The following is a 13,339-nucleotide window of genomic DNA, read 5'->3' as shown; positions in this document are numbered from 1 at the left end:
ATCGACAAGGAACTCTGCATGACCGTATTGACCATGAAAGAGCTGGATCTCAAGGGCCAGCGGGTATTGATCCGTGAAGACCTGAACGTGCCGGTCAAGGACGGCCAGGTCAAGAGTGATGCGCGCATTCTCGCGGCCCTGCCGACCATCCGGCTGGCGCTGGAGAAAGGCGCGGCGGTAATGGTCTGCTCGCACCTGGGGCGCCCTGAGGAGGGCGTGTTCAGCGAGACGGACAGCCTGGCACCGGTAGCCGATTACCTGAGCAAGGCGTTGGGCCGTGAAGTGCCGCTGGTACGTGACTATCTGGGTGGCGTCGCGGTGCAGCCGGGCGAGGTGGTGCTGCTGGAGAACGTCCGTTTCAATAACGGCGAGAAAAAGAATACCGATGAACTGGCGCAGCAGTATGCCGCGCTGTGCGATGTGTTCGTCATGGATGCCTTCGGTACCGCCCACCGGGCCCAGGGCTCCACCCATGGCGTGGCCAAGTTTGCCAAGGTTGCCTGTGCCGGCCCGCTGCTGGCCGCCGAGCTGGACGCGCTGGCCAAGGCGTTGGACAAGCCGGCCCAGCCCATGGCGGCCATCGTCGCCGGCTCCAAGGTATCCACCAAGCTGGATGTGCTCAACGCCCTGGCGGACAAGTGCGACCAGCTGATCGTTGGCGGCGGCATTGCCAACACCTTCCTCGCTGCTGCCGGGTTGCCGGTGGGCAAGTCGCTGTATGAAGCCGATCTGGTGGACACGGCCAAGGCCATCGCCGCCAAGGTCAGCGTGCCGCTGCCGGTGGATGTAGTGGTCGCCAAGGCCTTTGCCGAAGACGCCGAAGCCACCGTCAAGCTGGTAGCCGAAGTTACCGAGGACGACATGATCCTGGATATCGGCCCGCAGACCGCCGCCCAGTTCGCCGAGCTGCTCAAGTCTTCCGGCACCATTCTGTGGAACGGTCCGGTTGGCGTGTTCGAGTTCGATCAGTTCGGTGAAGGTACCAAGGCGCTGGCATTGGCCATTGCCGAAAGCCAGGCCTTCTCGATTGCCGGTGGTGGCGATACCCTGGCAGCGATCGACAAGTATGGCGTCGCCGAGCGCATTTCCTATATTTCCACCGGTGGTGGAGCTTTCCTCGAATTTGTCGAAGGCAAGGTGCTGCCCGCGGTCGAGATCCTGCAGCAGAGAGCGCGCTGAGCGCAGTAGCAAGCGTCAGTTTTTGCACGATAACAGGCGCTCGGCGACAGGCCGGGTGCCATGAGTTGAAGCCAGGTGAGTAAACTGTCAGCCTTGACCGACTGTTTGCCGCTTACCGCTTTACCCAGACATCATTTACGGAGAGAAAGACCATGGCTTTGATCAGCATGCGCCAGTTGCTGGACCACGCCGCCGAGCACGGTTACGGCGTCCCGGCCTTCAACGTCAACAACCTGGAGCAGATGCGCGCCATCATGGAAGCGGCCGACAAGACCGACTCCCCAGTGATCGTGCAGGCCTCCGCCGGTGCCCGCAAATACGCCGGCGCGCCTTTCCTGCGCCACCTCATCCTCGCCGCTATCGAAGAATTTCCGCACATTCCGGTGTGCATGCATCAGGATCACGGCACCAGCCCGGCGGTATGCCAGCGCTCCATTCAACTGGGCTTCTCCTCGGTGATGATGGATGGCTCCCTGGGTGAAGACGGCAAGACCCCGACCGACTATGACTACAACGTCGACGTGACCCGCCGTACCGTGGAAATGGCTCACGCCTGCGGTGTGTCGGTGGAAGGCGAGCTGGGTTGCCTGGGCAGCCTGGAAACCGGGCAGGCCGGAGAAGAAGACGGTATCGGCGCCGAAGGTACCCTGGATCACAGCCAGATGCTGACCGATCCCGAGGAAGCCGCCGATTTCGTCAAGCAGACCAAGGTGGATGCCCTGGCCATTGCCATCGGCACCAGCCACGGCGCCTACAAGTTCACCAAGCCGCCGACAGGCGACATCCTGGCGATCGATCGCATCAAGGAAATCCACAAGCGCATCCCCAATACCCACCTGGTGATGCATGGCTCCTCCTCGGTGCCGCAGGAGTGGCTGGCGATCATCAACGAGTACGGTGGCGACATCAAGGAAACCTACGGTGTGCCGGTCGAGGAAATCGTCGAGGGCATCAAGCACGGCGTGCGCAAGGTGAACATCGATACCGACCTGCGTCTGGCCTCCACCGGTGCCATGCGTCGTCATATGGCGCTGCATCCCAGCGAGTTCGATCCGCGCAAGTTCTTCGCCGAAACGGTCAAGGCCATGCGTGATGTCTGCATCGCCCGTTACGAAGCCTTCGGCACTGCCGGACATGCCTCCAGCATCAAGCCGATCAACCTGGAAACCATGTTCCAGCGCTACGCCAGCGGCGAGCTGGATCCCAAGGTCAACTGATCCGTACCGGCGCCGGACACCCGTCCGGCGCCCTCTTCGCGAGTCCGACACATGCATTCATCCGATGATGCGGCCGACGATGCTTTCGCCCATGAAAAACTGGTCGAGGCGATCGAGAACCAGCTGGCTGGAGGCGAACCACCGGCGGCCCAGGCCACATTGAACAAATTGACCCTGGTTGGCTATGAGCGCGAGGAGATCCTGAGCCTGATGGCCCAGGTGCTGGCGCATCACATCAACCTCATGCTGGAGCAGGATGCGCCCTTCGACCTGCAGGCCTACGAACAGTCCCTGCGCAACCTGCCGGATCTGCCCTGACAAGGAATAGACACAATGTCACCGGTTGCTGTACTGCGAATCATCGCTTTCTATCTGCTGGCCGTCCTGGTGGCGACCATTCTCGGCTGCCTGGTCCAGGCGCAGATTCAGTTGGCGGGTATGCCGCCGACTGAGGTGCCGGTCAGCCTGACTGACCGACTGGCCAGCGTCTGGCCGGACCTGCTGGATTTCGTCAAGGCATTCGCCCTGCTGGTGGCGGTGGCATTTGTCTGCCTGCTGCCGGTGGCCGCTGGCCTGGCGCGCATCTTCCGGCCCTGGCGCTGGCTGCTGTTTGCTCTGGCTGGTGCTGGCGGCGTCTGGGCAGGCTTCAAGCTCAGCCAGCTGTCTCTGCCGGGCTTCATCGCCACGCCTGAGCAGAGCTGGGGATTGGCCGCGCTGCTGGTCGCTGCGGCCATTGGCAGCTGGCTGTTCGGTCAGTTGACCCGTCCCAAAGCCAGACGCGGATTGCGCGTCCTGGGCTGAACCGCCGGGAGCTCCGAGTCTGCTGGGAGCATCCGCCGCACTTCGTGCACAGTCTCCTGGAAGGTCGATGGCGACCCCGTCGACGGCGACCCGGTCGACCGCGACCCGGTCGAGTTCCATCTCGACCAGCGGCCCTGCCGGTAACTGATTTGTAGCGGATTGGCTCTGTACCGGGTTTGGGGGCTGTATGTGTCCGTGGCATCGTTGGTTGCCGGTGGCAGTGCTCAGACATGGGGACACGTTCGGTGTCTGACGGCAGTGGGCAGGTAAGTCTGGGGCACGTTCGGTGTTCGACGGCACTGGGCAGTTGCCCTTGGCGAACACGCACCCGTGCCGTCCGTGGCGCTCGTGTGCGGCCGTCCATGGCCGCACACGGTTCGCCAAAGGAAACTGCCCAGCACCGTCCTGTAACCTGGGTATGGCTGAGAGGAAAACCGTCAGAATTGAGAGTATTGGCTGCAACTATAGCTGTGACTCAGGTGTGGTCCTCCTGGGAAACGTCGAGCACCAGCTCGATGAGCACCCCATCCGGCCATCGCCCGACTGTCGCCGGACACGGCCCTCCATACTGCGCCTACAGCAATCTTATCTTGAACCGCCGCCCCTTGATCTTGCCTTCCTCCAGCCGCTCCAGCGCGGTATTCGCCAGCTCCCAACGCACTGCTACCAGTGCCTGAAAGTCACTGATGCTGATCTTGCCGATGGCGTCGCCAGGCAGGCCGGCATCGCCAGTGAGTGCGCCAAGCAGATCGCCGGGGCGTACCTTGTCCTTGCGTCCGCCGGCTATCGCCAGGGTACGCATCGGCGCCAGCAGCGGCTTGTCGAGACGCTCGGGCAACTGATCCAGCTCACACCAGGGCAGGGGCTCACCGAGCTTCTGCTCGATACTGCGCGCTCGTCCCTGTTCCGCTGGCGCGACCAGGCTCAGGGCCAGACCGGGCTGGCCGGCACGGCCGCTGCGGCCAATGCGATGAGTATGCACGGCCGGGTCGGGTGACAGCTCGGCATTGATCACCGCGGCAACCCCTTCCACGTCGATCCCGCGGGCTGCCACATCGGTAGCCACCAGCACGCTACAGCTCTGGTTGGCAAACAGCGCCAGCACCTGATCGCGTTCGCGCTGTTCCATGTCGCCATGCAGGGCCTGGGCGCTCACGCCATTGCTCGACAGCAATTGCTGCAACTGCTGACATTGCTGACGGGTATGGCAAAAGACGATGCAGGGTTGCGGCCGTTCATCGGCCAGCAGACGCAATACCGCCGGTAGCCGCTCCTCGGCGCTGACTTCATAGAAGCGCTGGCGGATCGGGTTGCGGACTTCAACGTCTTCGATTACCACCTGTTGTGGCTCGCGCAGAAAGCGTCCAGCCAGCTGTTCGATGCCTGGTGGATAGGTGGCGGAGAACAGCAGGGTCTGGCGCCGCTCGGGGGTAGCCTGGATGATCTCGCTGATACTGTCGATGAAGCCCATGTCGAGCATGCGGTCGGCTTCGTCCAGCACCAGGCAGTTGAGCTTGTCCAGACTCAAGGTGCCGCGTTCCAGATGGTCCTTGACCCGTCCCGGCGTGCCAACGATCACATGGACACCTTGTTCCAGCGAGGCCGCCTGGGGGCCGAATGGCGTGCCGCCGCACAGGGTGATGATCTTGATGTTGGGAATGCCCCCCGCCAGCGTGCGCAGCGCCGTGGCGGTCTGTCCGGCGAGCTCCCGGGTCGGACTCAGCACCAATGCCTGGCAGCCGAAAAAAGCCGGATTGAGCGGTGCCAGCAGGCCGATGCCGAAGGCGGCGGTCTTGCCACTGCCGGTGCGCGAGCGGGCAATCAGATCCTGCCCCGCGAGAATGATCGGCAGTGCGGCAGATTGCACTGGCGTCATGCTCTGATAGCCCAGGCGGTCGATAGTGGCAAGCAGGGAAGGGGGCAGCGGGAGAGAGGAAAAAGCGCTTGTAGTCACGGTAGCGGCCTGCTGAGGATGGGCGCCACAGTGTAACAGAAGCGGGGAGACGCCCGGTCAGTTCCTGATTCGCGACTTGCGGAATCCGCCATGGGTGACGAAGGATCCGGTGTCGCCGAGTAACCAGAAGCGGGTTGCGCGATAACAGGCCTGCAGCCGCGAGACATGATAACTCCGCACTTTGTGGTAGGCCCAGCTCCAGCTGCGTTTCGACTTACTCATATTCTACTGTTGCCGTTTTCATGATCGGCTGAGCCGATACCGGTGACAAAATGGCCTTGGCAGGCGGTGATGAAAAACGGATCATTCTCTTGCTCGGTAACGTCCATATATAAGCCTTTCTTCCGTGCTCGTCGGCCTGCCACAGCCCTGACAATGGCGTTTGAGAGAATTCGGCGGCATTGGTTCCCGGTTTTATTCCGGGTTGGCGCAATTCGATATGGTGGCATTTTGCTCGGCGAGGCGCTCCGCCCCGTCTGATAACCAACCAGGCCCAGCCGTTACGGCGCCTGACGGAATGATGCTGATATGGGCGGCAGGGTGCCATGGTTCCCGCTACTTATCTTCGTCAAATGTGGACCACATCAAGCTTTCGTCATCCGGGGTGGCCAAAGGATGTTCTCTCGTTATGGCACGACGTAGTATCGAGCGTCGAAAGACGGTAACCCGAATAGGGTATTGTCCGTGATGAAGCTCACGCTCTAGGGTGCGAGCAGGCCCTCAATCCAAAAGCTGCGCTGATGTCCGATTCCACTTCAGATTTTCTGGCTGCGGATGCCCATACCCAACGGCGAAATGCACCGCTGGCGCGGATGATGTATCGCCTGCTGTTCGCCGCGCTCAGCGGCTTTCTGCTCTGTGTGCCCTGGTTGAGTATCAACCTGTATTGGGTCGGCTGGTTTGCCTGGGTGCCTTTACTGTTTGCCCTGCGCGATACCCGCCCCATGATGGCGCTGTTGCTCGGCTGGCTGGCCGGTACTCTCTGTTTTGCCGGCGGCAGCTACTGGCTGGCCGGCTTCATGGTCAACCTCAAACAGATCAGCCCCCTGTCGAGCACGCTGCTGGCCTTGCTGTTCTGGTGCTATATCGGGCTGGTCATCGGTCTGGGTTGTGCTCTCTACCGCTGGCTGGTTCGGCGCCTGGATGGCTGGGATCTGCTCGTTTTTCCTGCCGTCATGGTCTCGGTAATGGCGCTCTACCCGATGCTGTTCAAGACCCATTTCGCCGATGGCCAGGTCAGTTTCCTGCCGGCTCTGCAGGCCATCGATATCACCGGTGCGCCGGGACTGGATGCGATGATGATGCTGTTCAGCGTGCTGGTCTATCGCATGCTGACGCCGCGACGCTTGCCCCAGACGCCATACTCCCGGCTGGCCCAGGGGTTGGCTTGGGGGCTGTTGGCAGTGTGGCTGGGATATGGCTACATCAGCCTCTACGAGTGGGATAGGCGTATGCAGCAATGGGATACGCGGCGGATCGGGCTGGTACAACCCAACGATGCCATCACCCTGGATATTCCCGCGCCGGCGGTCGGCTTCACCCGGGAATCCCCGCCGGAAATGCTTGCCACCGAACGGCTGGTGGCGGCCGGCGCGCAATGGGTGGCCTGGCCCGAGGCGCGCTACAAGGGGTATTTCGACGATTACAGCGTACGTGACAGCTACGCCCGGGCGATTGCCCGGCACGGTGTGCCGTTGATCTTCCATGATGTCGAGCGGCGCTGGGTAGATGCCCAGCGCGTCAGCTTCAACACGGTAGCGTTACTGGACGGGCAGGGCGAGATGACGGCGCAATACCGCAAGATGTTGCGGATGCCGTTCGGTGAATATCTGCCCGAGCCCTGGTCGTGGCCGGTGCTCAAGGGGCTGGCCGATCTGGTATTCGGTGAGTTCCTGCGGCCGCTCGGTGCCGGCAGCGAGCACACCGCCTTTGATCTGAATGGCATGCGCGTAGTGCCGAAGGTTTGCTATGAGGCAGCCTTCCCCGGGTTTGTTGCCGACGCGATCAGTTCTGACGGGGCCGGCAAAATGTTGCTGTTCCTGTCCCAGGATAACTGGTTCGGCGAAACATCCCAGCCGTTCCATCACGGCAACATGTCGATTCTGCGCGGGGTTGAGAATCGTGTGCCGATGGCGCATCTGATCAATAACGGGCCGTCGCTGGTGTCCGCGCCCAATGGTCGCCGGCTGGCCAGCAGCGTGGCTTTCAACCGGGCTGAGCTGCTGGCCGATGTGCCCTTTTCCGAGCAGGCCGGCGGCAGCTTTTACAGCCGCCACCCGCAGCTGTTCCTGAACCTGATCTATGGCGTGGTGATAATGTTGATCATATCGGCGCTGTGGCGTGGTCGCTCGTGGGTCAGACGGCGAGGCCGGCGCTGTAGCCAGAAGACCAGGCCCACTGGAAATTGAAGCCGCCCAGATGGCCACTGACATCCAGCACCTCACCTACGAAGTACAGCCCCGGACAATCCCGGGCCTCCATGGTTTTCGAACTGACCGCCTCGGTGGCCACTCCGCCGAGGGTCACCTCGGCAGTGCGATAGCCTTCGGTCGCAGAGGGCTTCAACAGCCACTGGTGCAATTGGTCGGCCACGGTGCGCAGCTGCCGGTCGCTGTAATCGGCCAGCGGTCTGGCTGGTGCATCGGGCCACCATAGCTGTTGCAGTTCGGTCACCAGCGCCCGCCCCAACCGCTGGGCCAGCAACGTCTTCAACAACTGCTTGCCCTGTTGTTGTTTGGCCTCACGCAACCAGTGAAAGGCATCAAGGCCGGGCAGCAGATCGATGATCAGCGTGTCGCCGGGATGCCAGTAGCTGGAGATTTGCAAGATCGCCGGCCCGCTGATACCCCGGTGAGTGAACAGCATGTTTTCGGTAAAGCTCTGGTCATTGCAGCTGGCGGTGACTTCAAGCGCCAGGCCGGACAATCGCTCGCAGACGGCCTTCATGTTATCGCTGAACATGAACGGCACCAGGCCGGCGCGGCGTGGGACGAGGGGCAAGCCGAACTGGCTGGCGATCTCGTAGCCGATGCCGCTACCGCCCAGGGTAGGAATCGACAGGGCGCCGGTGGCCACCACCAGGGACTGGCAGTCCAGCCGGAACGGCTGCTGCCCCTGTCGGCCAAGGAGCCGGTAGCGCAGGTTGTGCGATTCCAGCGTCTGCACCTCGGCTATTTCGCAATGGGTACGGATCTCCACGCCGGCCTGCTGGCATTCGTCGAGCAGCATGTCGAGAATGTCCCGCGCGGACTGTCGGCAGAACAGTTGACTGTGCCGGCGCTCCTCATAATCGATGCCGTAGCGCTCCACCATGCCGATGAAGTCCCATTGGGTGTAGCGTTTCAGCGCCGCCTTGCAGAAATGCGGGTTGTCGGAGAGGAAGTTGTCTGCTTCGACCTGATAATTGGTGAAATTGCAGCGTCCGCCGCCGGACATGAGGATCTTCTTGCCAACCTTGTTGGCCCGTTCCAGCACCAGGACCCGACGTCCACGCTGGGCGGCTGTGGCGGCGCACATCAAGCCGGAGGCGCCGGCGCCGAGAATGATCACGTCATGGGAAGCGCCTGGGGATTGCACGGAGGAACTGACCTGCTCTGCTGGGTGAAGGACGGCATCGGCATGGGGTGACCCTGCCGGCGCGCATGATAGCACGCAGCCTCAGACCGCAGCAGCAGCCGAATTGGCTACAGCAATGCCTTCTTGCGCCACGCCGGTAACGGCCGGGTCCGGCGGGCCGGGGATACCGGCGCGCTGGGCGCGGCGAACGGCCGGCACCACCAGAATGTCGAGCTGGTGGAGGGCGATTGCAGGCGTGAGGGCGTAGGGTTCCACATGACAGGATTCTCTCAGCGTTCTATGGTTTCCAGCGGCATCACGATCAAATCGTAGAGCCGCCAATCGAGGGTGCAGGCCTGTTCGGCTATTTCCTGTACCCGGCGTGCCACATTGGTTTGACCGGGGGCCAGCACCACGAATATTTCGCCACCGATGATGTGACCCTCTTCACGCAGCCGGGAGGCTACATCCTGGATGTCCGGCTCGCGCAACAGCAGCTCGGCAATCTTTTCCTCCAGCCCCAGGGGCTGGTTGCCGACGATTTCGGTAGGGCGTTGATCCATCAGGTTGAACATGGCCTTGCGCACATGGGTGATGCCATCCTTCAGCACATCCAGCGAGATGACCGCGGCGGCGACCGCATCGGCCCACCAGAAACCCAGGCCGATGCCGATAATGCCGATGATGGCGGCCGCTGAGGTCATCCAATCGGCCTTGTTCATGTCGGCATCGGCATACAGGGTGCTTTCATGCAACGCCTTGGCCAGCGGCATCTTCATGTGCCCGAGGATTACCGGCGCAATCATCGCGTACACCAGCGCGGCGATCATGACCCAGCCGGCCCAGATCTGGTACTGCCAGTCGAATAGCTGGAAATGACCGATGCTCGGGTGCTCGCGCTTGAACAGCGACATGCTGGAATCGATCAGCATGAACAGGCCGAACATGACGATGGCCACCGACGCCGCCAGGAAGGCCAGCAGAATGGCGCGGCTGTAACCGTAAGGGTGGTTTTCGTCCGGATCCCGCCGGCGTATCCGCATCGCCAGCAGAAAGGCGGCTGGCGGCACGAAGGCCAGCAGATCCTCGAACAGCGCCATTTTCATGGCCTGGGACGAACCCATGGTCAGGTACATGGCGATGACGATGGTCAGCGAGAAGAACATGGAAATCCATTCCAGTCGGATGGTGCGGCGCAGCAGCCGTTCCTTGTCTGCGGGCAGATCATAACCCTGGCGGATCTTCACGGCTGCGCCTCCTGCCACAGGCGTGTGGCGAGCTGTTGTTCATCACGATTGCGGAACAGGAAACGTTCCAGCTCCATCAGCAGGGCGTTTTCCCCGGGCGGGGTCAGCAACACATGCTTGTGCTTGGCCAGTTCGATCTCGGAAGGGTTGAGCCCCAGTCCGCTGAGCCGCCACTGGGGTGCGGCCACCGGGTTGGGACTGTCGACCAGGGTTTCGCGCACATCGCTGATGGCGTTTTGCTTGAGCAACAGCGGGGTCAGGTTGGTGTCCGGCAGTATCGAGATCGTCTGGCCGTCGATGGCGGTGGGCGGTGCCTCCGCGCTGCCGATCAGGACCCGCTCGGTGTAATAGGGAAAGGTATTGCCGACTTCGGTCTTCCAGGGGTTGGCAGCAGTGAAGCCGCCGATCAGCAGATCCAGCTCGAACGATTTCAGGGCTTCGATCTGCTCTTCCACACCGCCGGTGCGCCAGTCGACGGTCATGCCTCGTTCCCGGGCAAATTCCGTTACCAGCTGACTTTCCAGGCCGGCGGGAGCCGCCGGATCGGTTATCTCGGCCCAGGGCGGGTTGGCCACCACGCCGACTTTCAGCGTGCCGCGCTCGATGGCGGTGGTCAGGGAATCGCGTGGGTCGGCCGGCCAGCGGTCACAACCTTGCAGCATCAGAATCAGCAGTATCAGGCTCAACGGCAACGCCGACCTGATCAACCCAGCAAAAGGCATGATGGATCTCGATGTTTGACAGGATGTTACAAGGTCAGACTGGGGCCAACGGCTTGGGTTCCAGCTTTATCTGCGGGACCGGCGGGTAAAAAACCATCAACTTCCCGATCAACTGGCGTAAAATCCGCCTTTTCTGAATTGATCGGGGCTGCACGATGGGACGCGCTTACCAAAACCGCAAAGAATCCATGGCCAAAACGGCCGATGCCAAAACCAAGATCTACAGCAAGTACGCCCGTGAGATCTATGTTTCCGCCAAGTCCGGCGGTGTCGACCCCAACGGCAACCTGAGCCTGCGCGGGCTGATCGAGCGTGCGAAGAAAGACCAGGTGCCGGGCCATGTTATTGATAAGGCCATCGACAAGGCCAAGGGTGGTGGTGGCGAGGATTTCGCCGTGGCCCGCTATGAAGGTTTCGGCCCGGGCAACTGTATCGTCATCGTCGATTGCCTGACCGATAATCCCAACCGCACCATTGCCGACGTGCGCCACTGCTTCACCAAGACCAAGTGCAAGATGGGCACCCCCGGCAGCGTCAGCCACATGTTCGATCATTGCGCGATCCTCGCGTTCAGGGGCGATGATGAGGAAGCGGTGCTGGAAGCCTTGATGATGGCGGACGTGGACGTGACCGATATCGAGAACGAGAACGGGATCATCACGGTGTTCACCCCGAACACCGAGTATGCCAAGGCGCGTCAGGCGCTGACCGATACCCTGGGTGAGATCGAATTCGAGGTGGACGAGATTCAGTTTCTGCCCCAGACCTCGACACCGATCAGCGAAGAGGACATGCCGATGTTCGAACGCTTCATCGATATGCTCAACGATGTGGAAGACGTACAGAACATCTACCACAACGCCGAGGTGTGATGTTCAGTCGCTGCCGTCCAGCGGCAGCGACTGCTGTTCCACCGCCAGAAAGCGCGTCTGTTCGAAGGCATAGTCCCAGCGTGTGACCTGGCACCAGCGCTGACCGCTGACCGCCCCGTATTCGATGAAGTTGACCGAGTTGGGAATGCTGCCGCGCACCCGCTGCGATACCCCGGTGCCGGCCTGCAGCGCCCAGGCCCGACGCTGACCGCTGCCGGTGAGCGGCATCCGGTAGGGCAGATGGATATGCCCGGCCAGCAGCAGATCCATTCCCGCATCGACCCAGGCCGGCACTGCCTGCTCGCGCCCGATCAACAGGTTGGCCAGGTCCGATGGCTGAATTGCGCAGACCGGATGATGCAGCATGACCACCCGCAGCTGATCCGGCCGGGCCTGCTGCAGTTGTTGCGCTACCCGCTGGATCTGCCGGTTGGATACCTCTCCGTTCTTGTGCCGCGCCGCGCGTGTGCTGTTGACGCCGATGACCAGCAGGTCGGCCCGTGAAAGCTGGGGCGCCAGTGACTCGCCGAACACCCGCCGATAGTTGCCATAGGGATCGAGCAGCCGCAGCGGCAGGTTGAACAGTGGCAGGTCATGGTTACCGGGGATCGCCAGCACCGGCGCCGGCAGTTGGCGAACGAAGGCATCGGCCGCGGCGAACTGGCTACGCCGTGCGCGCTGGGTGATATCGCCGCTGAGCAGGCACAGGCTCGGCTGCTGCTCTTCGGCCAACTGCAGCAGCGCCTGGACCACCGCCGGGTCTTCGGTGCCGAAGTGCAGGTCCGACAGATGCAGGATTCTGCTCATGGGTGGTCCGGTGGTGGAGCAGCACGGGGAATCAGCAGCGGCAACGACTGGGCGGCGATGCTGAATTCCAGCGGCGTGCGCATGCGGAAGATTTCCCCATCCATGGCGACCTTGACCAGCCGGGGGCCCCGGCCGAGGTGTACGGTCATGCGCTCGAAACCGATGCTGGAGACCTGCTCCGCCTCGCCCATGCGGCTCAGCAGCCCCCTCAGCAACAGACCATACAGCGCCAGCGTGCCCACCGGCCGCGACGCCAGGGCGACCAGATGGTCGCTATCCGCCGGCAACTGCGGATCGATGCCGATGTGTTCCAGTTGCAGCGGGTTGTTGCAGACCACCAGGGTCGGCGTGCGCAATTGCCGGTGCCGGCCGGCATAATCCAGTTGGATATGCAGCTGCCGGTGCGCCCGGGCCAGGGTCATCAGTGCCGACCACAGGGCCACCAGGCGGCTGCGGCCATATCGCTGCTTGTAGGCTTCACGATCTTCCAGCAGCCGGGGATACAGTCCGAGACTGGCATTGACCAGGAAATAGCGACCATTGAGCCGGCCCAGGCTGATATGGGTCAGCCGCGCATCGAACAATTGTTGCAGTGCCTGTTCAAGGTCCTGGGAAATGCCGTGGGCGCGGCCGAAATAGTTGAAGGTGCCCTGTGGCAGTACGCCGAAAGGCACCTGCTGGCCGACCACCGCCTGACAGACCGCATGCAGGGTGCCGTCACCCCCCACGGCGATCACCGCCCCGGCCTGTTCCCGGGCCAGTTGCACGGCCCGTTCGGCAGCGCGCTGCAGCTCGCTGCCCCGATCCACCAACAGCAGCTGGCAACGGCGGCCGGCTTGTTCGCAGGCGGTCTGAATGGTCGTCTGGATCTGGGTGCTGTCATGTTTGCCCGAGCCGGCATTCATCACCATGAACAGCGGCTCGCGGCCGGTCAGCGATACCCTCGGTTGGTCCTGATCAGGGGTCATGGATGATGCCTTGTGCT

The 13,339-nt window shown here is 62.3% G+C and carries 13 protein-coding genes; 6 read left to right on the top strand and 7 right to left on the bottom strand.

Annotated elements, in window-relative coordinates:
* Positions 1-18 precede the first annotated feature (18 nt).
* The 4 genes from BM267_RS05080 to BM267_RS05065 all read left to right on the top strand — a co-directional run bounded on the left by BM267_RS05080 (position 19) and on the right by BM267_RS05065 (position 3,197).
* Complete coding sequence (locus tag BM267_RS05080) at positions 19-1,179, top strand: phosphoglycerate kinase (protein WP_074777588.1); 1,161 nt, start codon at positions 19-21, stop codon at positions 1,177-1,179.
* 152 nt (positions 1,180-1,331) lie between these two features.
* Entirely contained in the window at positions 1,332-2,396 is a 1,065-nt protein-coding gene (gene fba / locus BM267_RS05075) for a class II fructose-bisphosphate aldolase (RefSeq protein ID WP_036989190.1), read from the top strand.
* Positions 2,397-2,447: 51 nt separating this feature from the next.
* On the top strand, positions 2,448-2,714 hold the full coding sequence (locus BM267_RS05070; RefSeq protein ID WP_036989191.1) for a hypothetical protein: 267 nt from the start codon (positions 2,448-2,450) through the stop codon (positions 2,712-2,714).
* A gap of 15 nt (positions 2,715-2,729) precedes the next feature.
* Positions 2,730-3,197: a hypothetical protein gene (locus tag BM267_RS05065; RefSeq protein ID WP_074777591.1), complete on the top strand. Its 468-nt coding sequence runs from the start codon at positions 2,730-2,732 to the stop codon at positions 3,195-3,197.
* 574 nt (positions 3,198-3,771) lie between these two features.
* Here the strand turns inward: BM267_RS05065 and dbpA are convergent.
* Positions 3,772-5,151, bottom strand: a complete 1,380-nt coding sequence (gene dbpA, locus BM267_RS05060) for an ATP-dependent RNA helicase DbpA (RefSeq protein ID WP_074777593.1) — start codon at positions 5,149-5,151, stop codon at positions 3,772-3,774.
* A 740-nt stretch (positions 5,152-5,891) separates the two neighbouring features.
* Here dbpA and lnt point away from each other — a divergent pair.
* Positions 5,892-7,559, top strand: coding sequence for an apolipoprotein N-acyltransferase (gene lnt / locus BM267_RS05055; protein WP_074777595.1), 1,668 nt, complete (start codon positions 5,892-5,894; stop codon positions 7,557-7,559).
* Here the strand turns inward: lnt and BM267_RS05050 are convergent.
* From BM267_RS05050 to BM267_RS05040, 4 genes are all read right to left on the bottom strand, one after another.
* Positions 7,507-8,727 (bottom strand): BaiN/RdsA family NAD(P)/FAD-dependent oxidoreductase, encoded by a 1,221-nt coding sequence (locus BM267_RS05050; RefSeq protein ID WP_083392355.1) that lies wholly within the window; start codon positions 8,725-8,727, stop codon positions 7,507-7,509. The genes lnt and BM267_RS05050 overlap by 53 nt on opposite strands.
* A gap of 81 nt (positions 8,728-8,808) precedes the next feature.
* Positions 8,809-8,982: a hypothetical protein gene (locus BM267_RS16780; protein WP_177173369.1), complete on the bottom strand. Its 174-nt coding sequence runs from the start codon at positions 8,980-8,982 to the stop codon at positions 8,809-8,811.
* 14 nt (positions 8,983-8,996) lie between these two features.
* On the bottom strand, positions 8,997-9,953 hold the full coding sequence (locus tag BM267_RS05045) for a cation diffusion facilitator family transporter (protein WP_074777597.1): 957 nt from the start codon (positions 9,951-9,953) through the stop codon (positions 8,997-8,999).
* The gene (locus BM267_RS05040; RefSeq protein WP_074777601.1) at positions 9,950-10,675 is read right to left on the bottom strand and encodes a transporter substrate-binding domain-containing protein; all 726 of its coding nucleotides are present in this window, start codon (positions 10,673-10,675) and stop codon (positions 9,950-9,952) included. The genes BM267_RS05045 and BM267_RS05040 overlap by 4 nt, the downstream gene beginning before the upstream one ends.
* 155 nt (positions 10,676-10,830) lie before the next feature.
* Here BM267_RS05040 and BM267_RS05035 point away from each other — a divergent pair, with 155 nt between their 5' ends.
* Positions 10,831-11,547 carry a YebC/PmpR family DNA-binding transcriptional regulator gene (locus BM267_RS05035; protein ID WP_074777603.1) on the top strand — a complete coding sequence of 239 codons (717 nt, stop codon included), beginning with the start codon at positions 10,831-10,833 and terminating at the stop codon, positions 11,545-11,547.
* Between the two features lie 3 nt (positions 11,548-11,550).
* On the opposite strand, the gene BM267_RS05030 is transcribed toward BM267_RS05035, so the two are convergent.
* Both BM267_RS05030 and BM267_RS05025 read right to left on the bottom strand, forming a co-directional pair.
* Entirely contained in the window at positions 11,551-12,354 is an 804-nt protein-coding gene (locus BM267_RS05030) for a metallophosphoesterase family protein (protein ID WP_074777605.1), read from the bottom strand.
* Entirely contained in the window at positions 12,351-13,322 is a 972-nt protein-coding gene (locus tag BM267_RS05025) for a diacylglycerol/lipid kinase family protein (RefSeq protein WP_074777607.1), read from the bottom strand. The genes BM267_RS05030 and BM267_RS05025 overlap by 4 nt, the downstream gene beginning before the upstream one ends.
* Positions 13,323-13,339: the final 17 nt, after the last annotated feature.

It is taken from the genome of Halopseudomonas bauzanensis (assembly GCF_900114735.1).
In the GTDB taxonomy this organism is placed as follows: domain Bacteria; phylum Pseudomonadota; class Gammaproteobacteria; order Pseudomonadales; family Pseudomonadaceae; genus Halopseudomonas; species Halopseudomonas bauzanensis.
The sequence above is the reverse complement of the archived record's forward strand: the minus strand, read 5'-3'. Positions and strand labels throughout refer to the sequence as shown.

Coding starts and splice junctions, on each gene's coding strand:
- BM267_RS05065 (WP_074777591.1), top strand. CDS start 2,730: ATGTCACCGGTTGCTGTACTGCGAATCATCGCTTTCTATCTGCTGGCC.
- BM267_RS05025 (WP_074777607.1), bottom strand. CDS start 13,322: ATGACCCCTGATCAGGACCAACCGAGGGTATCGCTGACCGGCCGCGAG.
- BM267_RS05040 (WP_074777601.1), bottom strand. CDS start 10,675: ATGCCTTTTGCTGGGTTGATCAGGTCGGCGTTGCCGTTGAGCCTGATA.
- BM267_RS05070 (WP_036989191.1), top strand. CDS start 2,448: ATGCATTCATCCGATGATGCGGCCGACGATGCTTTCGCCCATGAAAAA.
- fba (WP_036989190.1), top strand. CDS start 1,332: ATGGCTTTGATCAGCATGCGCCAGTTGCTGGACCACGCCGCCGAGCAC.
- BM267_RS05080 (WP_074777588.1), top strand. CDS start 19: ATGACCGTATTGACCATGAAAGAGCTGGATCTCAAGGGCCAGCGGGTA.
- BM267_RS05030 (WP_074777605.1), bottom strand. CDS start 12,354: ATGAGCAGAATCCTGCATCTGTCGGACCTGCACTTCGGCACCGAAGAC.
- BM267_RS05035 (WP_074777603.1), top strand. CDS start 10,831: ATGGGACGCGCTTACCAAAACCGCAAAGAATCCATGGCCAAAACGGCC.
- lnt (WP_074777595.1), top strand. CDS start 5,892: ATGTCCGATTCCACTTCAGATTTTCTGGCTGCGGATGCCCATACCCAA.